We start from the raw sequence: 23,799 nt of genomic DNA on the forward strand, positions 1-23,799 counted from the left end.
GGCGGCGGGTACCGGTCAGGCGGCCGGGGAGAGGATGGTCCGCAGCGCGTCGCGGAGCGTCGCGGTGGCGATCGCCGGGGCGTCCCAGAAGATCATGTGACCGGCGCCGGGGATCTTGTGCAGGGGCGCCCGCGGATTGCTCTCGGCGGCCTCCCGCGCCCCTTCCGCCGTCACGACGGGACTGTCGGCTCCGTAGAGCAGGTGCGCCGGTCCTGGCACCCGGGGCCACCAGTCGAAGAAGTCCTCGTGTTCGAAGCCGTGGTGCGTGGCCACGATGGCCTCCTCGGCGCAACTGGACAGCCAGCGGGCCCGCAGTTCCTGTTCCCGCCGCGGCCAGGTGGGCCAGGAGGCGGCCACCTCGTCGGCGTCCGTTCCGCGCCGGGCTTCGGCGAGTTGCCGCAGGAACACCTCCCGGGCGGTGGGGTAGGGCCCGCGGTCCGGGCCGCTCATCGGCGGATCGGCCAGCACGGTGCCGCGCAGGGGCACCTTGGCGCGCACCGCGACGGCCGCCGCGATCCGCGCGCCCATGGAGTGACCGAGGAGCAGCGGACGGTCGAGGCCGAGGTGGGTGATGAGGGCTTCGGTGTCCTCGGCGTACTCCTCCAGCCCGTAGCCGTCGCCCTCGTCCGAAAGACCCCGGCCGCGTACGTCGAGCACCACCGGCCTGACCAGGCCGGTCAGTTCGCGTGCCACGAAGTCCATGGTGACCGCGGGACTGGTGATACCGGGCAGGACGACCAGTGGCGGCCGGTCGCCGCCGTAGTCGAGGGCGTGCAGCCGCACCTCTCCGGAGCGTGCCCACCGGCTCGTGGCGGGTACATCGGCCAGATCGGCGAGCGCGCTCTGCGGGACCGAACGCCGTGTCATGTGCTGTCTCCTCGTCGATGGGAACGCCGGGCCGCGTCAGGAGCCGCCGGGGCGGGAACGGAGCCGAGGTAGCCGACGGCGTCGTCGAGGGTGACGACGTCGCCGTACTTGGCCTGGATGTCGAAGAGCGCCGCGTCCGCCGGCCCCTCGGCCCGGTCGCCCACGCAGGCACGGGGCACCAGCACCGGGAAGCCCGACTGGACGGCGTCGACCACGGTGGCCCGCACACAGCCGCTCGTGGTGGCGCCGCACACCACGACGGTGTCGCGGCCCAGAGCGGTCAGGGTGGCGGCGAGACTCGTGCCGAAGAAGGCAGAGGCCCCCTTCTTCACCACCAGCTGATCGTGTTCCGGCCGCATGGGCAGCCGCGGGTCGATGGCCACGGCATCGCTGCCCTCGACCAGGGCGCGCATGCCGGGAGCCTTGCGCAGCCAGGCGACCGCGTCACCGGACGCCTCGGCCTCGGTGTAGGCGATCGCGGTGAAGATCACCGGCACATCCGCGGGCCGGGCCGCCTCGATCAGGCGCGTGGTGGCGGCCACCACCTCGGAGAGGTCGGCACCCGAGGGATGCGAGTCCTCGGTGAAACCCCGGGTCAGGTCCACCACGACGACCGCCGGACGGCTGCCGCGCGGCACCGTGGCACCGAAGCCGGCCCGCTGGTAGGTGCGGTTGGTGGTCAGGCCGTACAGTCCGCCGCTCATCGGCGCCTCCCCAGCAGCCAGCCCGGAACGAACCCGAGCAGGAACGCGGCCGCGACCGGGCCGTACTTCTTCAGCAGCGGACCCGCGATCAGCACCATCCCGTTGAGCTCACCGGGCACCTCGGCGGGCGCACCGGCCGCGGGAGCGGACGCGGCGGGCGCCGCGCCGGAGGCGGGGGGCGCTTCCGCGCCGTCCTGCCGAAGGAGGAGGTTGCCGAGGTTCTGGGCGAACTGCTGGAGAATCTTGTCGGACACGGCCCCGATGGCGCCCTTGCCGAACTGGGCGATCTTGCCCCGGATCACCAGGTCGGTGGAGAGGTTCAGCTGGGCGCCGCCCTCGGCCGGGACGACCTCCAGGGAGACCTCGGCCTCGGCATCGCCGCTGCCGTGGGTGTCGGCGCCACTGGCGTGGACACGCAGCCTCCGCTTTTCGGCGTCGACCTCCAGGAAGCGCACGGTGCCGGCATAGGCGGCCGAGATCGGGCCCACCTTGATCTTGACCGCGCCACGCCAGGCATCGCCGTCACGGCCTTCGAGAGCGGCGCCGGGCATACAGGACGCCACCCTTTGGACGTCGCCGAGCAGCGCGAACACCGCGTCGGGCTCGGCTTGGACGGAAACGGTATTGATCAGTTGCATGAGTCCTCCTCGGCGCCCGCGGCCCGCTGGGAGCGCCGGGCGGTCGCGCAGGCGTCGATCGCCTCGACGATGGTCTGGTAGCCGGTGCACCGGCACAGGTTCGCGGCGACGACCTCCCGGATGTCCTCCTTGGTCGCCTCCGGCCGCTCCGCGAGGAAGCCCTGGGCCAGCATCAGAAAGCCGGGGGTGCAGAAGCCGCACTGCAGGCCGTGGTGGGCGGTGAAGGCCCGCTGGAGATCGCTGAGTTCGCCGGTGCCGGAGTCGGCGAGGGATTCGACGGTGGTGATCCGCGCTCCCTCCGCCTGGGCGGCGAACATCAGACAGGCCCGGACCGGGAGCCCGTCGACGAGCACGGTGCACGCGCCGCAGATCCCGTGCTCGCAGCCGACGTGGGTGCCGGTCAGCCGCAGATCGTGGCGGAGCACGTCCACCAGGGTGCGGCGCGGCGCCGTGATCACCTCGTAGCACGTCCCGTTGACGTCGAGCGTGATGAGCTGGACGTCGTCGCCCAGGCCGGTGGTGTCGTTCATGGTGTCTGCTCCGGTGTGCGGGGGATCAGGGCACGGTGGACCGTCTCCGGTGTGATGGGCGTGTTGTCCAGTTCGACGCCGGTGGGCCGCAGTGCGTCGTTGACGGCGTTGAGTACGGCGGCGGGGGCCCCGATGGTGCCGCCCTCGCCCGCGCCCTTGGCTCCCGTCGCGGTGAAGGCACAAGGGGTCTCCAGATGGTGGATCACCACCTCCGGGATCTCATGGGCGGTGGGCACCTTGTAGTCCATGAAGCTGGTGGCCGACGGCTCGCCCTGGGCGTCGTAGGTGATCTGCTCGAAGAGCGCCCCCGAGATGCCCTGTGCGATGCCGCCCCGGCACTGCCCCTCCACCACCTGCGGATTGACGGCGACACCGCAGTCCTCGACGCAGAAGTAGGCCAGGATTTCCACCTGCCCGGTGCCCTCGTGCAGTTCCACCACCACCCCGTGGGTGGCGTTGGAGAAGGTGCCGTCGTTGTGGACGTCGAAGACGGCGGTGGCGGTGAGGCCCGGGTCGATGTCCTTGGGCAGCAGATGCGACTTGAGATAGGCGGTGTCGGCCAGGTGCTCGTAGGAGAGTGCGACATCCGGGTCGTCGCGCCGGCGGACCCGGCCCCGGTCCAGTTCGGTCTCCTCCGGGAGGATGCCCCACTCGTCGGCGGCGATGGCGCGGAGCTTGTCGCCGAGCTTGCCCGCCGCCAGCCGTACGGCACTGCCGCCGACCGCGATCGAGCGGCTGGCGAAGGTGCCCCAGCCGTAGGTGATGCGATCGGTGTCGCCCTGGTGGAGTTTGACCTTGGCGATGTCGAGGCCGAGCGTATCGGCGACGATCTGCGCCATGGTCGTCTCATGGCTCTGCCCGTGGCTGATGGTGCCGGTGGTGGCGGTGACCGCGCCGCTGGTGTCCATCCGGACCTCGGCGAGGTCGAACCCGGGCACGACCTCCATCTTGCGCTGGGCGAAGGCGGCGGAGCCGTAGCCGGTGCGCTCGCTGAAGCAGCTGTAGCCGATGCCGATGTGCCGGCCCTCGGCCGTGGCCGCGGCCTGCCGGTCGTACCAGCCCGCCTCGCGCACCGCCCGCTCGCACAGGTCGAGGGATTCCAGATACGAACCGGGGTCGTAGGTGATGTTGTTGACGCCGGTGTACGGGAAGTCGGTGATGACGTTGCGGCGCCGGATCTCCACCGGGTCCAGGCGCAGTTCGCGGGCGGCGCGCTCCATGAGCCGCTCCATGGCCATGACGTACTGCGGACGGCTCACGCCCCGGTAGGGGGCGGTAGGCGCCTTGTTGGTGGTGATGGCCCGGCCGCGCACCCGGTAGGCGGGGACCTTGTAGACGCCGGGCATCTCGGCGGAGGCCATCAGCGGCTCGATACCGGCGGTGAACGGGTAGCAGGAGTACGCGCCCATGTCGCACACCACGTCCGCGTCGAGGCCGAGGATCCGGCCGTCGGCGTCGAAGGCGGCGCGTGCGGTGTAGTGCTGTTCCCGGGCCAGGAACGAGGCGGACAGGGCGTCCTTGCGGTCCTCGATCCACTTGACGGGCCGGCCCAGCCGCAGCGCGGCCGCCGCGGCGGCGATCTCCTCGCGGCCGACCACGCACTTGAGGCCGAAGCCGCCCCCCATGTCCGGGACGATCACTCGCACCGCGCGCTCGTCCAGCCGCAGACAGCGCGAGGCCACGGTACGCACCTGATGCGGCGTCTGGGTGCAGGTGTGCAGGACGAGCTGCTCCTCCCGGGCGTCCCACTGCGCCACCGCGCCACGCGTCTCCAGCGGCAGGGCGTTCTGCCGGCCGGTTCGCACATCGACGTGGACCACGCAGGGAGCCTGGTCGAAGATCTCGTCGATGCCCTCGGTGGCGAACAGGCCGACGTCGACCAGGGTGTTCCCGGCGGCCTCCGCGTGCACCCGCGGAGCACCGGGCGCGAGGGCCTGTTCCTCGCAGGTGATGGGCGGGAGGGGCGCGTACGTCACCTTGGCGGCCTCCAGGCCGTCCTCGGCGAGATAGGGGTCGCGGGCGACGACCACGGCGACGGGCTCGCCGACATAGCGGACCCGGTCGCGGGCGAGGACGGGCATGGCGGTCGGCACGAACTCCGAGAGCGGGCGGCCGAGCTGGGCGGTGATATCACCCAGCTCCAGATCGGCGGCGGTGAACGCGGCGACGACACCCGGGACCTGACGCACCCGCGTCAGATCGATCTCGGTGATCGTCCCATGAGCGACCGTGCTGCGGACGAACTGCGCGTGCAGCATGCCGGGCAGCTCGATGTCGTCGACGAAACGGCCACGTCCGGACAGCAGCCGGGGATCCTCCCGGCGCGCCACCGACCTGCCGACCAGCCGGTCGTCCTTGGCGGACGTCATCGTGCCATCGCCTCCTCACAGGCTCGCTCGATCAGATTGCGGATGAGGTGCTTGCGGTAGTCGCCGCTGCCGTTCGCGTCACTCGGCGGATCCACGGCGGAGGCCGCCGCCTCCGCGCAGTCCCGGAACGAGCCGCCGGCCGCCAGCACGGCCTCCGCCTCGGGCACGCGTACCGGCATCGCGGCGACACCGCCCAGAGCCACCCGGCCGCCGCGGACGAACCGGCCGTCGGTCGCCAGATCGACCGCGGCGGAGACGATGGCGAAGTCCCCGCGACGCTCGGCGAACTCGGTGAGCGCCGCGTGCGGCGCCGGGCGGGGGAAGACGATCTCCACGAGGATCTCGTCGGGGTCCAGGGCGGTGGTGTAGTAGCCGAAGAAGAACTCTCCGGCCGGGACGCGACGCCGCCCGCGCGGGCCGTGGGCCACCAACTCGGCGTCGAGCAGCACGGCCAGCAGACACCACTCGGCGGTCGAGTCGGCGTGCGCGATGCTGCCGCCCACGGTTCCGCGGGTCCGGATCGGCAGATGGCCGATCCATCGCATGGCGTCGCGGATGACCCCGAAACCCGCCCCGAGCCGGTCCGCGGGCGCGGTCTCCACCGTGTGATGGGTGGTGAGCGCCCCGATGCGCAGCCCGCCGTCGGCCTCGACTCCGAGGTGGTCGAGTTCGCGCAGGCCGGCGATGTCGACCAGATGCCCCGGGCGGGCCAGCCGGAAGTTCATCATCGCGACCAGGCTCTGGCCGCCGGCGATGACCTTGGCCTCGTCGGGCAGTTCGGCCAGGAGTGCCGTGGCGCCCTCGACGTCGCGCGCCCGGTGGTACTGGAAGGGAGCGGGCTTCATGTTTCTCCTGTCGTTTTCCGAGGCCGGCCCGGTCGGGGCGGGCCGCCCTTCAGCGCACCGGCTGGCCGACGGCCGGCTCCGGGGACGCGGGGGCGGGCACCGCGGCCGGGTCGTCCTCGTCGAGGTCGCGTCCCTTGGTCTCGGGCGCCGCGAACGCCGTCCAGATGACGGCCCCCAGGACGGCCGCGGCCAGTACCCCGAAGGTCAGCGGCAGCCCCAGCAGCGGCCACATCACCGAGCCGAAGAGCATCGGGGCGAAGCCGGTGAGCGCCCGGCTGAACGAGGACGCCCAGCCGAAGCCGCTGGCCCGCAGCGTTGTCGGGTACAGCTCGGAGGCGTAGGCGTACATGGCGGGGATGGTCAGCTGCATCAGGAAGCCGAAGACGGCGATGGCCACGACGGACCCCGTCGGCATGCGCATCACCAGCGCGAACACCACCAGCGCCAGAGAGGCGATCGGGGCCGAGACCCCTATGAGCCACTTCCGGCCGACCGCGTCCACCAGCACCGTGGAGGTCAGGACGCCGACGATGCCGACCGCGCTCATCAGCGTGGTGCTCATGAAGGCGGCCGTGTCGCCCAGGCCCTCCTCCTTGAGGATGGACGGCAGCCAGCTCAGGGCCGCGTAGTACACCAGCATGACGGTGGCGAACAGCAGCCAGGCGGCGGAGGTGATGCGCGGGCTGAACTTCCAGACCGCGCGCAGCTGTTCGAGCGCGGCGCGGGGGCCGTTCCCCCCGGCCTCGGGCACCGGGGCGGGAATGACGTACGGCTCGACGGGCGCGCCCGTGCGGGCGACCAGATCGTCGATGACGGCCCGCGCCTCGGCTTCCCTGCCCTTCCTGCTGAGGTAGACGGGCGACTCCGGCACCCCCCTGCGCACCCAGAACAGCAGCAGCGCCGGAATGCTCATCACGCTGAGCATCCACCGCCAGTTGCCTTCGAGGGACAGCATGGCCGTCGAGACCAGACCGCACAGGGTCACTCCGATCGGCCACCAGGCGTCCAGCGCGGTCAGTACGCGTCCGCGGTACTTCGTCGGGGAGAACTCCGCCACCAGGGCGTAGTCGACGGGCACACAACCGCCCAGTCCGACACCCGCGATGAAGCGCAGGGCGAGGAATATCCCGTAGTTCGGGGCCAGGGCACCGGCCACCGAGAACACCGCGAAGATCAGCAAGGTGACGCTGAAGGCCTTCTTGCGTCCGATGCGGTCGGCGATCGCGCCCCAGGTCACCGCGCCCACGGCCATGCCCACCAGATTGGCGGTGGCCACCAGGCCTCGCTGGGAGAGGGAGAGGTGGAAGTGGTCGCCCAGCAGCGGCATCAGGAAGCCGTTGAGGGCGATGTCATAGGCGTCGAAGAGGTAGCCGAGGCCGCCGATGATGAAGATCCTGCCCTGGACCCCCCATCTCCATGGGAGGTCCTGGACGATTTGGTCGCCTGTTTTCACTGTCGCTCCACGGGGTGTTCGGGGATGTGCCCGCGCGGGGCGACACCGAGGTGGATGAGCGGGAAGTGGCCCCGGAGGGGGCGGGGATGAGCGGGAGGGGAAGGGGAGGGGAGGGGCCGGTCAGCGGGCGAAGCGGTAGTCGAAGGCGCCCAGGTCCGGGTCCTCGAGCGGGCTGCCGCTCCACAACCAGTGGTAGGAGACGTCGGATTCGCCGTCGAAGCCGCGCCGCAGCAGGGCGTCCCTGGCCTCCTGCTGGGGGCCGTCGGGATAGTGGTAGAAGGTCTTGTTCTGCAGTGAGGCGTCCTGGACCATTCCGGCGTGCTTGGCTCGCCGGTCCACGTAAGCCCGCAGCGCTCCCTCGACGCCGTCGGCGTTGATACGGCCCAGTTCCTCGGCCAGTACGGCGGCGTCCTCCATGGCCTGGGAGGCACCTTGCGCCTGGTAGGGCAGCATGGCGTGGCAGGAGTCGCCCAGGAGGGCCACCCGGCCGTCCATCCAGACCGGGTCGCGGCGGCGGTGGTAGAGGGCGAAGGAGAGCACGTCCTCCTTGGCCTTGGACAGCATCGCCGCGGCCCGGTCGTCCCAGCCCTCGTAGGCGTTCACCAGGTCTTCCGCGGTGGCCGAGCCGGTCCATTTCTCGGCGATCTCGTCGGTGCAGGGGACGCAGCCGACGACGTTGAGGTACTCGCCGCCACGGATCATGTAGTGGACCAGGTGCCGGTCGGGGCCGTACCAGATGGTGCTCTGGAAGCGGTCCATCAAGAAGCGCGTGGCCGGGTCGGCGGCGATGAGGTCGCCGGGGATGAGGGCCCGGAAGGCCATCTCGCCGGAGAACAGCAGGGTGTCCGGGAGGCCTATGAGGTCGCGGACCCGGGAACGGATGCCGTCGGCGCCGATCAGCACGTCGGCCTCGAAGCGCCGGCCGTCATCGGTCACGGCCGCGGGGCGGCGGGGGTCGCTCCGGTCCAGTTCGCCGACCCGGCTCGAGGTGTGCAGTGCGACCACCGGGCCGGGGCCGGTCGGGTCGACGCAGGCATCGGTGAGGACACCGTGCAGATCGGCCCGGTGGTAGTGCCAGTACGGCGCGTTGTACTGCTGCTTGCAGTAGTCACCGAGCTGGGTCAGCCCGATGATGCTGCCGTCCTTCCATCGGCGCCGCACCTGGTCCTGGGGCTCGGTGCGGATGGCCTCCAGTTGCTTGCGCAGCCCCAGCCCGAGCAGGACCCGGCTGGCGTTGGGCGCCGTTTGGATACCCGCGCCGATCTCGCCGAACTGCGGTGCCTGCTCCAGCACGGTCACGTGATGCCCGCGCTGCCGCAGCGACAGCGCGGCGGTCATTCCGCCGAGCCCGCCGCCGACGATGACGACGTCGAGGGATTGGGTGGATGCCATCTTCTCTCCAGATGCAGGTGCGGCGGCGGGATCAGTGGTCGACGAGTCGGCCCGCGGTGACGACGTCCTGGCCGTCGACGGAGACGGTGCAGCCGCGCATGGCGATGTCGACGTGCGCGTACGATTCGCGCTCGAGTACGGGGTGGGGTCCGGTGGACCACAGGAAGTTCCCGGCGAACGCCCGCGCGTCCATGCCCATCAGCTCTTCCTTGCCGTACAGGGCGGTGGCGAACCAGTCGGCGGTGCGCATCAGGCCCCAGCCCATATGGGACAGGCTGCGTCCCCATTCGTCGTCCGCGTCGTCGAAGAAGGTGTTCAGCAGGTGGGCCTCGGCGCCACCGGACACCTTCTCGATGTTTCCGCCCGCGATCTCCAGAGTGACCGGCTGACGTACGTACTCCTTGAACGGCAGCAGGATGTCGCCCTCGGAGAGCACGATCCGACCCTCGGAGAACCGCGGCCAGCACAGGACCATGGTGCTCGGCCAGTGGTCCCAGCGGCCCGGGTCGTCGGCGAAGCCCACCTGGAACTCCGGCTTGGCGCCCGGCAGTTCGACGGTCAGGTCGGTGCCGGCCTCGGAGGTCACCCGCATGACGGATGCGCTCTTCAGCAGGTTGACGCCCTTGAGCACCTCCGCCTTGTCCTCCGGCTTGGGCAGATTGCGGATGAGTACGTCGGGGGCGTCGCACACGAAGAGGATGCGGGTGCCCGTCCGCATGATCTCCTGCTGGAGCGGGGCGTGGATGAAGCCCTCCCGGGTGAGGTCCACGACGAGGTCGGCGGCCTTGAGCAGGTCCTGCGCGGCGGTGTCGCCGAGCACCGCGCTCAGGCCGGGTCCGGCACCGGTGCGGGTGCTGTCCGAAGGCGACGGGTTGCCGCCGGGGACCGTGGCGGCGATGACATGCGCGCCGCAGGACTTGGCCGCGCCGAAGGCGGCCGCCACGTAGTCGCCGCGGCTGGTGGGCTCGGACAGGACGACGACGTGCTCATCGGGCTTGAGCTTGCACAGCTTCAGCTCCTGGGTGAACGCGTCGAGCAGGTCAACGGAGGTGAGGTCGAGCATGTCTCGCTCCTGGGGAGGGGGAAGGTGGCAGACGGTGATCGCACGGTCCGGGCGGGCGTAGAGGTATAGATCCAGCCATGCGGCCAGGTGGCTTCATGCGGAGACGTGGGTCTCAAGGGCGCCGCCGACGCAATTAATCCGAACGCGTACGATCTGGGTCTGGCAAGGGGTACGGCCAAACTTTTTTGTGATCAGCCCACCTCGCGGGGTGCCCCCAGCGGGCGGAACATGCTCGCTGACCTTGCATTTTCCCCAGATGTCGGCCGTCTTTCCCGGGTTCACGAAGATGAACGAAAGATGATTGCGGCTGGCGTGAAGCCTTGCGCCGAGAGTTCGTACGTGCTCGGATGGTTTCTGTTCACATCCGGATCGCGCGCCCCGAGCTGCCTGGCGATGGCTGGTTCTCGGCGGCGCGCCACCTCCAGGGAGGGCTTCCGATGGCCATCCTCGCGGGAACGTGCGAGGGCCGCAGGGCGTCTGCCCCGCGGCCCCGGCTGACGCGGCGTCGCTATTCGCCGGTGACGCCGTCGATCCGCTCGCGGATGAGGTCGGCGTGGCCGTTGTGGCGGGCGTACTCCTCGATCATGTGGAGGTAGATCCAGCGCAGGTTGTAGTCCCCACGGCCGCGACGGGTGACGACATCGTCCAGGGAGCGGCCCGCGGCGGCCTCCTTGGCCTTGGCCACCTCCTCCCGCCAGATGGCGAAGGCGGCCTCCGGGGTGTCCTCGTCGGTGAGGTGGAACTCCCCGTCCGGATCCTCCTCGCTGTACCAGATCGGCGCTATGTCCTGCTGGCCGAGCACCCGCCGGAACCAGCTCCGCTCGACCTCGGCCATGTGCCGTACGAGGCCGAGCAGGGTCAGCCCGGACGGCGGCGCCGACGCCTCGCGCAGCTGCTTGTCGGCCAGCCCCTCGCACTTCAGGGCGAGGGTCGCGCGGTGGAAGTCCAGCCACCCCTCCAGGCTGGTGCGTTCATCGGCGGTCCGGGGCGGGTCGGGACGTTCTGTGGCTGTCATGGCGGTCATGATGGCGGCGCCGCCACCCGGCCCGCCACGCGTTATCCGTCCAGCATCCCGCGCAGCAGCTCCCCGAACCCGGTGCGCAGCGCCGCGCGGTCCGGTACGGCGTCGTGGTCGGCGCCCGCGGCGCAGCTGAACATCAGCCCCTCGCACCAGGCGGCCAGCGACCGCGCGTGCCGCCGGGGCTCGGTGGACCCCAGCGCCGCCATCATCGCCTCGAGCGGCTCCCGGAAGCCGCGCCCCGTGGCGTCGTAGAACTCCCGCAGCTCGGGGCGGCGGGTCGCCTCCAGTGCGAGCTCGTAGCGGGCGATCAGCAGATCGCGCTGGGTGGTGAGCGAGCGGTGCAGGGCGAGCGCGAGCGCGTCGGCCAGCGGCGCGACCGGATCGGTTCCGTCCGGCGCCGCACCGGCGGGGCCCGGCATCTCGTCGGGCGCCAGCACCTCCGCCTCCCGCTGGGCCAGCCGCCGGACCGCCGCCTTGAGCAGGGCGGCGCGGGTCCGGGCGTGGTTGGAGGTCGAGCCGAGCGGCAGCCCGGCCGCCTCGTCCACCGCGCGGTGCGTCAGCCCCCGCATCCCGCGCTCGGCCAGCAGCGCCAGCGCGGTGTCGGCGATCAGCTCGACGCGGGACGCTCCGGACGCGGAGGCGGGCGGGGCGCCGGAAGCGGAAGCGGCGGTTCGATCAGCGGTCATGGGGCCAACCTAAGCCCATCCGCCACCCGTACTACGGATGTAGTAACGTAAGTGAGTACTACACCTGTAGTGTCCTTGGAGGAGTCATGCAGCAGCCCCGTGCCGTCGTCATCGGTGCCGGAGTCGGCGGGCTCACCGCCGCCGCGGCCCTGCACCGCCGCGGCTGGTCCATCACCGTCCTGGAGCGGGCCGCCCGCCTCGAACCGGTCGGTGCCGGAATCTCGCTCGCCGCCAACTCCCAGCGCGCCCTGGACGCCATCGACCTCGGCGACGACGTGCGCGCGCTCGCCGCCTGGCAGGGCGGCGGCGGACTGCGCACCCCCGGCGGCCGCTGGCTCTCCCGGATGGACAGCGCCACGACGGCCGAGCGGTTCGGCGGCCCGCTGGTCCTCCTCCACCGGGCCACCCTCGTCGACCTCCTCGTCTCCCGGCTGCCCCGGGGCGTCGTCCGCACCGGGGCCGCCGCCCGGCTGGCCGACCCCGGCGCCCCCGGCCGCCCGGCCCGGGTCACCACCGAGGACGGCGACCACGAAGCGGACCTCGTCATCGGCGCCGACGGCATCGACTCGGCCGTCCGCCGCACGCTCTTCCCGGACCACCCCGGGCCCCGCTACGCCGGATTCACCACCTGGCGCGTCGTCATCCCCGCCCCCGACCGGCCGTTCGAGCCGCACGAGACCTGGGGGAGGGGCCGGATCTGGGGCACCCAGCCACTCAAGGACGGCCGGGTCTACGCCTATGCGGCGGCCGTCGCCCCGCCCGGCGGCCGGGCCCCGGACGACGAGCGGTCCGGACTGCTGCGGCTCTACGGCGACTGGCACAGCCCCATCCCCGACGTCCTCGCCGCCGTCGCGCCCCAGGACGTGCTGCGCCATGACATCCGGTACATGGCCGAGCCGCTGCCCGCCTACCACCGGGGCCGGGCCGCCCTCCTCGGCGACGCCGCCCACGCGATGGCCCCCACCATGGGGCAGGGCGGCAACCAGGCCATCGAGGACGCCGTCGTCCTCGCCCACCATCTGGCCCCCGAGATCACCGACCCCTCCGCCGCCCTGGCCGCCTACACCCGCGACCGGCTGCCCCGCACGATGGACGTGGTGCGCCGCTCGGCGCGCACCGCCCGCATGATCACCCTCACCAGTGCCCCCGCCGTCGCCCTGCGCGACGCCGCGATCGCCGCCGTGGGCCGGCTCGCCCCCGGTCTCGCCCTCCGCTCCTTCGACGGCATCGCCGACTGGCGCCCGCCCGCCCCCACGTATCCTGCGGGGGCACAGCGGAAGGCGAGATCGGAAGAGACCGGGGAGAACATATGAGGGTCGGCTGCGTCGGGCTCGGCGACATCGCGCAGAAGGCGTATCTGCCCGTGCTGATGGCCCGCCCCGGTCTGGAGCCGCATCTCCACACCCGCACCCCGGCCACCCTCCAGCGGGTCGCCGACACCTATCGGGTCCCGGACGCCCAGCGCCACGCCGACCTGGACTCGCTGCTCGCGGCCGGGCTCGACGCGGCCTTCGTGCACGCCCCGACCGATACCCACGCCGATCTCGTCACCCGGCTGCTCGAGGCCGGGGTGCCCACGTACGTGGACAAGCCGCTCGCGTACCACCTTGCCGAAAGCGAGCGGCTCGTACGGCTCGCCGAGGAGCGCGGGGTGAGCCTGATGGTCGGCTTCAACCGGCGTTACGCACCCGGCTACGCCCAGTGCCTGGACCATCCGCGCGATCTGGTCCTGCTCCAGAAGAACCGCGTCGGCCTCGCCGAGGACCCGCGCACCCTGGTCCTGGACGACTTCATCCACGTGGTCGACACGCTGCGCTTCCTCGCGCCCGGCGAGGTGGACCACATCGATGTGCGCGCCAGGGTCCGCGGCGGGCTGATACACCATGTGCTGCTGCAGTTGTCCGGGGACGGGTTCACCGCGCTCGGCGTGATGAACCGGATGAGCGGCTCCACCGAGGAGGTCCTGGAGGTCTCAGGACAGGACACCAAGCGGCAGGTGCTCAACCTCGCCGAGGTGGTCGACCACAAGGGCCAGCCGAGCGTGCGCCGCCGGGGCGACTGGGTGCCGGTGGCGCGGCAGCGCGGGATCGAGCAGATCACCGACGCCTTCCTGGACGCGGTGCGCTCCGGGCGGCGGATCGGCGCCGAGGACGCGCTGCGCACCCATGAGCTGTGCGAACGGGTCGTCAGGGACGCCCTGGAGTCGGCTGGTCCGGCCGCCGGTCCGCCGGTCGCCCCGGCCGCCGGTCCGTCCGCCGTCTGAGCGCCCGGCCCCCCTCGGCGGCGCAGTAGACGGCGAGGGCCGCCATCGCCCCGTACACCGGCCAGGGCCCGATCCGCACATACGGGCTGGTGCCCTGCCCCAGCGGCACCGTGTACACGGTGGCCGCGCTGGTGCCGGTGGACATCCGGGGGCCCACCGGCTCACCGCGCGGCCCGAACACCGCGCTCTCCCCGGTCAGCGTGGCGTGCACCATCGGCCGCCAGGTCTCGGCGGCCCGCAGCGCGGCCAGCGAGGCGTGCTGCTCGGGCGCCCAGCTCCCCTGGAAGGTCGAGGTCGAGGACTGGACGACGAGCATCCGCGCCCCCTCCCGCGCCAGGGTCCGGCTCATGTCCGGGAACGCCGACTCGAAGCACACCAGCGGCCCGATCCGCAGGGAACCGGGGAGGTTCATCACCACCGGTTCGGTTCCCCGGTGGCGGTCCTCACCGGCCGCCTTGCCCACCGAAGTGGCCCAGCCCAGCAGCGGCCGGGCCGGGATGTACTCCCCGAAGGGGACCAGCCGCATCTTGTCGTAGCGCTGCCCCGTCGGGCCGTTCGGGCCGATCAGCACCGAGCTCTTGTAGATGCCGGGCATATCGCCGCGCCGCGCGTCCACGTTGACCAGCAGATCCGCGCCGACCGTCCGGGACAGCGCGGCCAGCCGCCCGCGCAGCCCCGGATGGGTGGTCAGATCCTGGGCGACGCTGCTCTCGCCCCACACCACCAGGTCGACATCGCGGCCGGCCAGCTGCCGGGTCAGCTCCGCGCTGCGCTCGAAGCGCGGCCCCGGCCCCTGGACGACCCCCGGCTGCACCACCGCGACCCGCGCCGTCCCGGGCTCCTTGGCCTGCGGTACCCAGGCCCATGCCCCGGCCGCCGCGGCGCCGCACGCGGCGAGCCCGGCCAGCGCGACCGTACGGGCCCGGGCCACCGCGATCAGCACGGTCACCGCCACGTTCACCAGGACCAGCAGAAAGCCGAGCAGCCAGACCCCGCCCACCGAGGCCAGCCGCAGCGCGGGCGCCACCTGCCACTGGCTCGCGCCCAGCAGCCCCCAGGGCCCGCCGAGATACTCCCAGGACCGGGCCAGCTCGGCCATCAGCCAGACGGACGGCAGCAGCACCAGCGCCGCCGCCACCCGCCCGGACTCCGGTCGGCCGTGCAGCAGCCGGTGCGTCAGCCACCCCCAGGGCACCCACAACAGCCCCAGCAGCAGCGCCAGGAGCACGATGAACACATGCAGGCTCGGCATCAGCCAGTGGTGTACCGCGAGCAGGAACCCCGCGCCGCCCAGCCAGCCGTCCCGCATCGCCCGGCGCCCGGTGGGCGCCGAGCGCATCAGCAGCAGCCAGGGCACCAGGGCCACATACGCCCACCACCACAGCGAGGGCGCGGGGAAGGCCAGTGCGGGCAGCGCGCCCGCCAGCAGTGCCATCGCGCCCCGCCACCACGGGGAGGCCGGCAGCCGCCCCCACCGACCCTCGCCGCCGACCGGCCTCCGCACCTCGGATGCCCCCCTCCTGTTGGCACAGGGCCAGTGTGCGGGAGTCAGCCGATCATGAACAGGGCGGGGGTGTGCCGGAGCGTGCTTCATGCCGATTCCGGGAGGTCGTGTTCCGGGAGGTCTCGTTCCGGGAGGTCTTGTTCGGCCCAGATGAGCTTGCCGCCCTCGGTGTAGCGGGTGCCCCAGCGGCGGGTCAGCTGGGCGACGAGGAACAGCCCCCGGCCGCCCTCGTCGGTGGTGCGGGCGTGGCGTAGCCGCGGCGAGGTGTTGCTGGTGTCGGTGACCTCGCAGATCAGTACGTCGTGCCGGATCAGCCGCAGCCGGATGGGGCCGGTGCCGTGGCGGATGGCGTTGGTGACCAGCTCGCTGACGATCAGCTCCGTGGTCGTCATCAGCTCGTCAAGACCCCACTCGGCGAGCTGGCGCATCGCCAGCGAGCGGGCGCTGGCCACGACGGCCGGATCGGAGGGCAGGTCCCAGGAGACGACGTGGCCGGTGCCCAGACCGTGGGTACGGGCCAGCAGCAGGGCCACATCGTCCGTCTGCGGGGAGGTCAGCAGGGTGTCGACGACCGTGCGGCAGAGCTCCTCCAGCGGCAGCACGGCCTGGCCGAGGGCGTTGCTCAGCCGGCTGAGACCGACGTCGATGTCCTGGTCGCAGGTCTCGATGAGCCCGTCGGTGTAGAGGGCGATCAGGCTTCCGGCGGGCAGCTCCAGCTCCGCCGACTCGAACGGCAGCGACCCCAGGCCCAGCGGGGGACCGGCGGGCAGCGTGGGGAAGGTGACCTCGCCCGAGGGGTCCACGATCGCCGGGGTCGGGTGGCCCGCCCGCGCCATCGTGCACCGCCGGGTGACCGGGTCGTAGATCGCGTACAGACAGGTGGCACCCATCACCGCGGCCGCCACGCCCTCCTGCCCGGCCTCCTCCTCGGTGAGCCGGATGACCAGGTCGTCGAGGTGGGCCAGCAGTTCCTCGGGCGGCAGGTCCATATCGGCGAGCGTGTGCACGGCCGTCCGCAGCCGCCCCATGGTGGCCGCGGCGTTGATGCCGTGCCCGACCACGTCGCCGACCACCAGCGCCACCCGGGCGCCGGACAGCGGGATCACATCGAACCAGTCGCCGCCGACCCCGCTGCGCGCGTCCGTGGGCAGATAGCGCGAGGCCACCTCGACGGCCTGGCCGCCGCTCAGGGCGTGCGGCAGTAGACTCCGCTGGAGGGCCAGCGCGGTGGCGCGCTCACGGCTGTAGCGGCTGGCGTTGTCGATGTTCAGCGCGGCCCGCGCGACCAGTTCCTCGGCGAGCAGCAGATCGTCCTCCTCGAACGGGTCCGGATGCCGGGAGCGGACGAACGAGGCCACGCCCAGGAGGGCCCCGCGGGCGCAGATCGGAACCACGATCAAGGAGCGCATCCCGAATTCGTGCACCTTCCGCGTCCGGGCCGGGTCGTCGCCGCTCCACGCCTGCAAGGAGGCGTCCAGCTCCGAATCCAGCACGGACTCTCCTTCGAGGAAACAACAGGCGAAGGGCGACGCCGGGGAGATGGTGATCGGATCGCCGCGCGCCGCGATGGACTCGGGACAGCCCTCGTGGATGGACGCCTGGCCGGCGCGCCGGAAGGCCGGGATGGTCCGGGTCGGCCGCGCCGAGGGCTCCTCGCCGCGCAGGACGGACTCCAGCAGATCCACGGTAACGAAGTCGGCGAGCCTGGGCACCGCGAAGTCGGCCACCTCCTGCGCGGTGCGCATGACGTCCAGCGTGCTGCCGATCTGCTCGCTGGCCTCGTTGAGCAGTGCCAGCCGCTCCCGGGCCCGCCAGCGGTCGGTCACGTCGATGCCCATGTAGCACACGGCCACCGGACGTCCCTCGGCGTTGTCCAGGCGGAAGAAGGAGGTCGAGTACGCGTGCTCGCGGTGGGGCGCGGCCATCGTCCAGCCCCGGTACTCGTAGTCGATCACTGGCTTGCCGGTCTTCAGCACCTGCCGCATCTGCGCCTCGAGCGCCTCGGTGTCCAGCCCCGGCAGGCACTCCGCCATCCGGCGCCCCATCCGCTGCTCACGGGGCAGCCCGCCGTAGCGCTCCAGCGTGTCGTTGAGCCACACATACCGCAGATCCGGGCTGAGCACGGCGATCCCGACCGGCGACCGGGTGAGGAACGCCTGGAGCAGCGAGCCGCTGAGCGCCCAGGTCGGGATGGAGCCCACATCGATCCCGGAGACCAGCCAGGAGACCTCGCCGTCCGGGTCGCGCATGGCGGAGATCCGCAGCCCCACCGCGATCCGGCGGCCGTCCCGGTGCCGGAGCCGGCCCAGACCGCCCCAGCCGTCGTGCTCCTGGCACCACGAGCCGATCGCCTCGGCTTTCGCCGCGTCCTCCGGCGCCGCCAGCAGCATCCTGGCCGACTGCTTCATCGCATCCGCCGCCGGATAGCCGAGAAGTCTTTCCGCCGCCGGGGTCCAGCCGATGATGGTCCCTGTGGCGTCGATCAGCGCCGAGGCCGCATCCGCCATGTCGAACGGGACATGCGTCTCGGTCGGCGCGATTCCCTGGGGGATGGCCATCGCACCCGTCCCATCTGCGGATACATTTCCCTTAATACTATGACTCCTGCGCCTCCCCGGTGGTGAGCCGTGCGACCACGAGCGCGACGAGGATGATCCCGCCGTAGATCGCCTGGATCCAGAACGACGACACCTGGGCGAGGGCCAGCAGGTTCTCCAGCATCCCCAGCAGCAGGGTGCCCAGCAGCGCCCCCAGCAGGGAACCCCGGCCGCCCCGGAGACTGATCCCGCCGATCACCGCGGCCGCGAAGACGGTGAAGATCAGACCGCTGCCCTGATTGGCGCCCAGCGCCCCGACCCGCCCGGCCAGCACCAGCCCGGCCACCCCCGACAGCGCCCCGCCGATCACCAGGACCGCCCACCCCACCCGGCCGGTGCGGATGCCCGCCGCCCGGGCGGCGGGGGCGCTGCCGCCGATCGCGTACACCGCGCGGCCGTGCCGGTGGTAGCGCAGCATGAACCCGGCGAGCGCGAAGCACAGCGCCGTCAGCCACACCGAGATCGGCACCCCCAGCCAGTCCCGGGACCCCAGGGCGAAGAACGCGTCCGGCGCGCTGAACAGCGTCCTGCCCGAGACCAGGCCGATCAGCACGCCCCGCAGCACGATGTTCATCGCCAGGGTCACGATGAATCCGTTCAGCCCCAGCCCCACGATCAGCGCCCCGTTGACCGCGCCCACGCCCGCGCCCACCAGCGGGATCAGCAGCAGCCCCGCCCAGGTGGGCCACCGGGTGCCGAAGCCCGCGTCGGCGGCCGGGATGACGACCAGGAAGCCGAGCGCGGGGGCCAGGCCCGCGATGGACTCCAGGGAGAGGTCCATCCGGCCGCTGATCAGGATCATCGCCTCGGCCAGCACCAGCAGCCCCAAGCCCGAGGACGCCCCCAGGATGTTGACCAGGTTGTCCCCGGTGAGGAAGCCGGGGTTGCCGAGCGCGCCGATGACCAGCAGCAGGACCACCGCGGGCAGCAGCGCCAGATCGCGGATGCCGAGCGGGACGAGGCGGCGGACGCGGCCAGGCGCGTGGGGTGTGCGGAGGTCAGCCATGGCCGAGGGGGACCCCCTCGATCGCGGCGATCAGCTCCCGCTCCGCCCAGCCCGCCCGGTACGCGGCGGTCACGAAGCCGCCCGCCATCACCAGCACCCGGTCACAGGCCCGCAGATCCTCCGGCTGGTCGGAGACCAGCAGCACCGCCCGCCCCTCGGCCCGCGCCCGCAGCGCGACGTCCAGCAGAGCGCGCCGGGACCGCACGTCCACCCCGGCCGTGGGGTCGATCAGCACCAGCACCCGCGGATCCGTGGCCAGCGCTCGGGCCATGGCCACCTTCTGCTGATTGCCGCCGGACAGCGCGGTCACCGGCTGCGCCGGGCCCTCGGTGGTGATCTCCAGCTCGTCGATGGCGCGGCGGGCGACGGCGTCCCGGGCCGAGGGCCGGATCAGCCCGCCGGGCCCGAGCCGTCCGCTGACCGGCATGGTGATGTTCTCGGCCACCGACAGCTGGGGGACCAGCCCCTCGGTGTGGCGGTCGCGGGGCAGACAGCCCACCCCGGCGGCCAGCGCCGCCGGGACGCTGCCGGTCCGCAGCGGCCGGCCGAGGATCTCGATCCGCCCGCCGGTGGGCCGGTGCAGACCGGCCAGGGCGGCGCCGAGCTGATGGCTGCCGGAGCCGGCCAGTCCGGCGAGGCCCACCACCTCCCCGGCCGCGAGGGTGAGGCTGACGTCGTGGAAGTACGGACCGCTGAGCCGGTCGATCCGCACCGCCACCGGCCCCGCGGCGCCCGGCCTCGGCGGGGCGGCGGGGGCCGGGGCGCGGTACGGCTCGGCGGGCCCGCCGGTCATCGCCTCGATCAGCGCCCGGGTGGGGAGTTCGCCGACCGGGGCGGTGACGATCCGGCGGGCGTCCCGCAGGACGGTGACGGTCCGGCAGACCTCGTAGATCTCGCCCAGCCGGTGGGAGATGTAGAGGAAGGTGACCCCGGCGTCCTGGAGCCGCCGCATATGACCGAACAGCCGCGCGGCGGACCGGCCGTCGAGCTGGGCGGTGGGCTCGTCGAGGATGATGAAGCGGGTGCCGCGGGACAGCGCGCGGGCGATCTCCACCAGCTTGGCGTCCTCGACGCTCAAGACCCGCGCCACGGCGTTCTCGGGCACCGGCACGCCCCAGGTGTCCAGCAGGGCACGGGCCTCCCGGCGCAGCCGCCGCCAACTGACCGGCAGCCCCCGGGAGGTGACCGGACGGCGGCCGAGGAACAGGTTCTCCGCGACCGTCAGTTCGCCGATGACCATCGAGCGTTGGTGCACACAGGCCACCCGGCGGTCCCACGCCGCCCGGTCGGCGGGGGCCGGGGCGGGCTCGCCGTCGTACGCCACCGTCCCCGCGTCCGGCCGCTCGAGGCCGGTGAGGATCGCGACCAGCGTGGACTTGCCCGCGCCGTTGCGGCCGACGAGGCCGTGCGAGGCGCCCGTCCGTACGGCGATCCCCGCGTCCCGCAGGGCCACCGTGGGCCCGTACCGCTTGGTGATCCCGCGCGCCTCGGCCAGCGGGGGCGGCTCCCTGGTCATACCCGGTTGCCCCACAGGGAGCGGTCGTCGACATTGGCCCGGGTCACCAGCGGGGCGGGCAGCTGGTCCTCCAGATTGCCGCCGGGCAGCCGGACGATGGTGCTGCCGTGGCCGGTCGGCCCGGCTCTGAAGGGCTTCCCGGCCATGGCCTGCTTGATGTAGCGCATGCCGTAGACGGCGTAGAGGTCCGCCGGCTGGGAGACGGTGGCGTCGATGAGGCCCTTACGGATCGCGTCCAGCTCCTGCGGGATCCCGTCGTTGGAGACGATGGCGATATGGCCGCGCCGGCCCGCCGGGACCAGGGCGCGGTGGCGCTGGAGGGTGCGCAGGGTGGGCGCCAGATAGACGCCGCCGGCCTGGAGGTAGATGCCCTTGATGCCGGGGTGGGCGCTGTAGAGGGCCTCCAGACCGGCCGCGGCCTTCTCCGCCTGCCAGTCGGCCGCGATGTCCAGGATCTTGATGTCCGGGTGGTGCCGCGCCATGCAGCGGTCGAAGGCGGCCGTGCGGTCCCGGCCGTTGACCGAGGCCAGATCGCCCTCGATCTGCACCACCGTGCCCCGCCGCACGGCGCGGCCGAGGCTGTGGCACGCCTTGACGCCGTACGCGCGGTTGTCGGCCCGGACCACGATGGCCACCCTGCCCCGGTCGGGGGCCACATCGACGGCGACCACCGGCACATGCGCGCGCCGGGCGGCGCTCAGCCCGGGGCCGATGGCCGCGGAGTCGATCGGGGAGACGACCAGGCCCTTGACGTCCTGGGCCAGCAGATTGTCGATATCGGTGATCTGTTTGCCCGGGTCGCTGTCGGAGTTGACCGTCGGCAGCACCCGTACGCCCGCCTTCCTGGCCTGCTCCGGGATCTCGTCGTTGTACGCCTCCCAGAAGGGGGAGGTGAGCAGCGGCAGCACCACCCCGACCTGGTCCGAGTCCGCGCCCCCGCCGCAGCCCGCGGCGGCCGGGCCGCACAGCAGGAGCAGGAGCAGGGCCGCGGTGGCGGTGGTGAGGCGGTGGGGCATGGGGTCTCCGGCACTCAGGACGAATACTCCATATCAACACAGAACGGGCGGCAAGGAGGGGAAAGCCGACCCTTGACAACCCTCCGGTGTACGCCTGAGGATCGCCGCGTGAACTTGTCAGACAGCCAGACAGGTGGTTCCGGATTCACCGCCCCGCGTCGCGTCAGCGCGATGGAAGCGGTTCTCAACCACCTCCGGGAAGCGATCGAGCGCGGCGATTACGCGGTGGGGGACAAACTCCCCTCCGAGGCCGAGCTCTGCCGACGCCTGGAGGTGAGCCGGCCGGTGCTCCGCGAGGCCCTCAGGGCCCTTCAGACCATGGGGCTGACCGCCTCGCGCACCGGCAAGGGCACCTTCGTCATCTCCAGCGGTCCGGTGGAGGACCCCACCTTCGGCGACTACGTCGCGAGCGACCTGCTGGAGGTGCGCCGGCACATCGAGATCCCGGTGGCGGGCTACGCGGCCCGGCGCCGCTCCGCCGAGGACCTCGACCACCTCTCCCATCTGCTGGAGCGGATGGAGCGGGAGACCGACACCACCGCATGGGTGGCGATGGACACGCTGTTCCATCTCGCCGTCGCCCAGGCGGCCCGGAACCCGGTCTTCCGGCGGGTCATCGAGGAGATCCGCGATGCCCTGGCCCGGCAGTCGGCATTTCTCAACGAACTCGGCGGCCGCCGCGAGCAGTCGAACCGGGAGCACCGGGCGATCGTCGAGGCGCTCGCCGACGGGTCCGAACACGACGCGGTGGAGGCCATGTCCCACCACCTCGAACGCGTGGAGACCACCCTGACCTCCATCGTGCGGCCCGCTGCGGCGGACAGCCGGACGACAGCACCGACAGAAGGCGGACAACAGGCGTGAGCGAGCAGTCCCTCCGGCAAGAAGACCGCCAACAGCACCAGGCCGGCAGCCCCGCGCACGTGGACGCGGGCGACGCCGGTTACAGCAAGTCCCTCAAGGCCCGGCACGTCAACATGATCGCCATCGGCGGCGCCATCGGCACCGGCCTCTTCCTCGGCGCCGGCGGGCGGCTCAAGGACGCCGGGCCGTCGCTGGCCCTGGCGTACGCGGTCTGCGGCGTCTTCGCCTTCCTGGTCGTACGCGCCCTGGGCGAGCTGGTGCTGCACCGGCCCTCCTCCGGCGCGTTCGTCTCCTACGCCCGTGAGTTCCTCGGCGAGAAGGGTGCCTTCGTCGCGGGCTGGATGTACTTCCTGAACTGGGCCACCACCGGGGTCGCCGACATCACGGCCGTGGCGACGTACACCCACTACTGGGGGATGTTCACCGAGATCCCGCAGTGGGCGATCGCCCTGATCGCGCTCGCCGTGGTGCTCACGGTCAATCTGATCTCGGTGAAGATCTTCGGTGAGCTGGAGTTCTGGTTCGCGATCATCAAGGTCGGCGCGCTCGTCGTCTTCATGGCGATCGGCATCTTCCTGCTGGTCACCCGCGAGCAGGTGGCCGGTGGCAGCACCGGCCCCAGCCTGATCACCGACCACGGCGGCGTCTTCCCGCACGGTGTGCTGCCGATGCTGCTGGTCATCCAGGGCGTCGTCTTCGCCTACGCCTCCGTGGAGCTGGTCGGCGTGGCCGCGGGCGAGACCGAGAACCCCGAGAAGATCATGCCCAAGGCGATCAACTCCATCATGTGGCGCGTGGGCCTGTTCTACGTCGGCTCCGTGGTGCTGCTCTCGATGCTGCTGCCCTCCGGCTCCTACTCGGGCGACGAGAGCCCGTTCGTCACCGTGCTTTCCAAGATCGGCGTCCCGGCGGCCGGCGGCGTGATGAACCTCGTCGTGCTCACCGCCGCGATGTCCAGCCTCAACTCGGGGCTGTACTCCACCGGCCGGATCCTGCGCTCGATGGCGATGTCCGGCTCCGCGCCCAAGTTCACCGGCGCCATGAGCCGCACCCATGTGCCCTACGGAGGCATCCTGCTCACGTCCTTCTTCTGCGTGCTGGGCGTGGGCCTGAACTATGTGGTGCCGGACAAGGCGTTCGAGATCGTGCTCAACTTCGCCGCGATCGGCATCCTCTCGACCTGGGCCGTGATCATGCTCTGTCATCTGCTGTTCTGGCGGCGGGCCCAGGCCGGCCAGGTCAGCCGCCCCGGCTACCGGCTCCCCGGCTCCCCGTACACCGAGATCGTCACCCTGGGCTTCCTCGCCTCCGTACTCGTTCTGATGTGGGCGGACGGCGGCGCCAGCCGACTGACCGTGATGGCGCTTCCGGCGATCCTGGCGGCGCTGGTCATCGGCTGGTACGCGGCCCGCGGCCGGATGAAGGACCCCTCGTGAACCCGCACTGAGGAATCGTTTCTCCGCGC

General features: G+C 72.1%; 20 protein-coding genes. 4 read left to right on the top strand and 16 right to left on the bottom strand.

Features of this window, described 5'->3' with window-relative positions; all coding sequences use genetic code 11:
- Positions 1-15: 15 nt before the first annotated feature.
- From LIV37_RS45145 to LIV37_RS45195, 11 genes are all read right to left on the bottom strand, one after another.
- Entirely contained in the window at positions 16-867 is an 852-nt protein-coding gene (locus LIV37_RS45145) for an alpha/beta fold hydrolase (RefSeq protein ID WP_020873758.1), read from the bottom strand.
- Positions 864-1,571 carry an isochorismatase family protein gene (locus tag LIV37_RS45150; protein ID WP_020873759.1) on the bottom strand — a complete coding sequence of 236 codons (708 nt, stop codon included), beginning with the start codon at positions 1,569-1,571 and terminating at the stop codon, positions 864-866. Before LIV37_RS45150 ends, LIV37_RS45145 begins: the two co-directional genes overlap by 4 nt.
- Positions 1,568-2,209, bottom strand: a complete 642-nt coding sequence (locus LIV37_RS45155; protein WP_020873760.1) for an SRPBCC family protein — start codon at positions 2,207-2,209, stop codon at positions 1,568-1,570. Before LIV37_RS45155 ends, LIV37_RS45150 begins: the two co-directional genes overlap by 4 nt.
- Complete coding sequence (locus LIV37_RS45160) at positions 2,200-2,739, bottom strand: (2Fe-2S)-binding protein (protein ID WP_020873761.1); 540 nt, start codon at positions 2,737-2,739, stop codon at positions 2,200-2,202. The genes LIV37_RS45155 and LIV37_RS45160 overlap by 10 nt, the downstream gene beginning before the upstream one ends.
- On the bottom strand, positions 2,736-5,108 hold the full coding sequence (locus LIV37_RS45165) for a xanthine dehydrogenase family protein molybdopterin-binding subunit (protein ID WP_020873762.1): 2,373 nt from the start codon (positions 5,106-5,108) through the stop codon (positions 2,736-2,738). Before LIV37_RS45165 ends, LIV37_RS45160 begins: the two co-directional genes overlap by 4 nt.
- Positions 5,105-5,953: an FAD binding domain-containing protein gene (locus LIV37_RS45170; RefSeq protein WP_020873763.1), complete on the bottom strand. Its 849-nt coding sequence runs from the start codon at positions 5,951-5,953 to the stop codon at positions 5,105-5,107. The genes LIV37_RS45165 and LIV37_RS45170 overlap by 4 nt, the downstream gene beginning before the upstream one ends.
- Before the next feature lie 49 nt (positions 5,954-6,002).
- Positions 6,003-7,406, bottom strand: coding sequence for an MFS transporter (locus tag LIV37_RS45175; protein ID WP_020873764.1), 1,404 nt, complete (start codon positions 7,404-7,406; stop codon positions 6,003-6,005).
- A 120-nt stretch (positions 7,407-7,526) separates the two neighbouring features.
- A complete protein-coding gene (locus LIV37_RS45180; RefSeq protein ID WP_020873765.1) occupies positions 7,527-8,798 on the bottom strand; it encodes an FAD-dependent oxidoreductase in 1,272 nt (423 codons plus the stop codon).
- A 31-nt stretch (positions 8,799-8,829) separates the two neighbouring features.
- Positions 8,830-9,861, bottom strand: a complete 1,032-nt coding sequence (locus LIV37_RS45185) for a 2,5-dihydroxypyridine 5,6-dioxygenase NicX family protein (protein WP_020873766.1) — start codon at positions 9,859-9,861, stop codon at positions 8,830-8,832.
- 508 nt (positions 9,862-10,369) lie between these two features.
- A complete protein-coding gene (locus LIV37_RS45190; protein ID WP_121826763.1) occupies positions 10,370-10,876 on the bottom strand; it encodes a DinB family protein in 507 nt (168 codons plus the stop codon).
- A 41-nt stretch (positions 10,877-10,917) separates the two neighbouring features.
- The gene (locus LIV37_RS45195) at positions 10,918-11,568 is read right to left on the bottom strand and encodes a TetR/AcrR family transcriptional regulator (RefSeq protein ID WP_020873768.1); all 651 of its coding nucleotides are present in this window, start codon (positions 11,566-11,568) and stop codon (positions 10,918-10,920) included.
- Between the two features lie 86 nt (positions 11,569-11,654).
- On the opposite strand from LIV37_RS45195, the gene LIV37_RS45200 reads away from it, so the two are divergent.
- Entirely contained in the window at positions 11,655-12,881 is a 1,227-nt protein-coding gene (locus LIV37_RS45200) for an FAD-dependent monooxygenase (RefSeq protein ID WP_020873769.1), read from the top strand.
- A complete protein-coding gene (locus tag LIV37_RS45205; protein WP_020873770.1) occupies positions 12,878-13,831 on the top strand; it encodes a Gfo/Idh/MocA family protein in 954 nt (317 codons plus the stop codon). Before LIV37_RS45200 ends, LIV37_RS45205 begins: the two co-directional genes overlap by 4 nt.
- Here LIV37_RS45205 and lnt read toward each other — a convergent pair.
- The 5 genes from lnt to LIV37_RS45230 form a co-directional block, all read right to left on the bottom strand.
- Positions 13,755-15,266 carry an apolipoprotein N-acyltransferase gene (gene lnt / locus LIV37_RS45210; protein ID WP_243146543.1) on the bottom strand — a complete coding sequence of 504 codons (1,512 nt, stop codon included), beginning with the start codon at positions 15,264-15,266 and terminating at the stop codon, positions 13,755-13,757. The two genes, LIV37_RS45205 and lnt, sit on opposite strands and share 77 nt — an antisense overlap.
- Positions 15,267-15,421: 155 nt before the next feature.
- Complete coding sequence (locus tag LIV37_RS45215; RefSeq protein WP_020873772.1) at positions 15,422-17,893, bottom strand: SpoIIE family protein phosphatase; 2,472 nt, start codon at positions 17,891-17,893, stop codon at positions 15,422-15,424.
- 37 nt (positions 17,894-17,930) lie between these two features.
- Positions 17,931-18,938 carry an ABC transporter permease gene (locus LIV37_RS45220; RefSeq protein WP_020873773.1) on the bottom strand — a complete coding sequence of 336 codons (1,008 nt, stop codon included), beginning with the start codon at positions 18,936-18,938 and terminating at the stop codon, positions 17,931-17,933.
- On the bottom strand, positions 18,931-20,454 hold the full coding sequence (locus tag LIV37_RS45225; protein ID WP_020873774.1) for a sugar ABC transporter ATP-binding protein: 1,524 nt from the start codon (positions 20,452-20,454) through the stop codon (positions 18,931-18,933). The genes LIV37_RS45220 and LIV37_RS45225 overlap by 8 nt, the downstream gene beginning before the upstream one ends.
- Positions 20,451-21,470: a sugar ABC transporter substrate-binding protein gene (locus LIV37_RS45230; protein WP_020873775.1), complete on the bottom strand. Its 1,020-nt coding sequence runs from the start codon at positions 21,468-21,470 to the stop codon at positions 20,451-20,453. Before LIV37_RS45230 ends, LIV37_RS45225 begins: the two co-directional genes overlap by 4 nt.
- Positions 21,471-21,578: 108 nt before the next feature.
- Between LIV37_RS45230 and LIV37_RS45235 the strand changes: the two genes are divergently transcribed.
- Positions 21,579-22,334 (top strand): FadR/GntR family transcriptional regulator, encoded by a 756-nt coding sequence (locus LIV37_RS45235; RefSeq protein WP_121826608.1) that lies wholly within the window; start codon positions 21,579-21,581, stop codon positions 22,332-22,334.
- The gene (locus LIV37_RS45240) at positions 22,331-23,770 is read left to right on the top strand and encodes an amino acid permease (protein ID WP_020873777.1); all 1,440 of its coding nucleotides are present in this window, start codon (positions 22,331-22,333) and stop codon (positions 23,768-23,770) included. The genes LIV37_RS45235 and LIV37_RS45240 overlap by 4 nt, the downstream gene beginning before the upstream one ends.
- Positions 23,771-23,799 lie beyond the last annotated feature (29 nt).

It is taken from the genome of Streptomyces rapamycinicus NRRL 5491 (assembly GCF_024298965.1).
GTDB lineage: Bacteria > Actinomycetota > Actinomycetes > Streptomycetales > Streptomycetaceae > Streptomyces > Streptomyces rapamycinicus.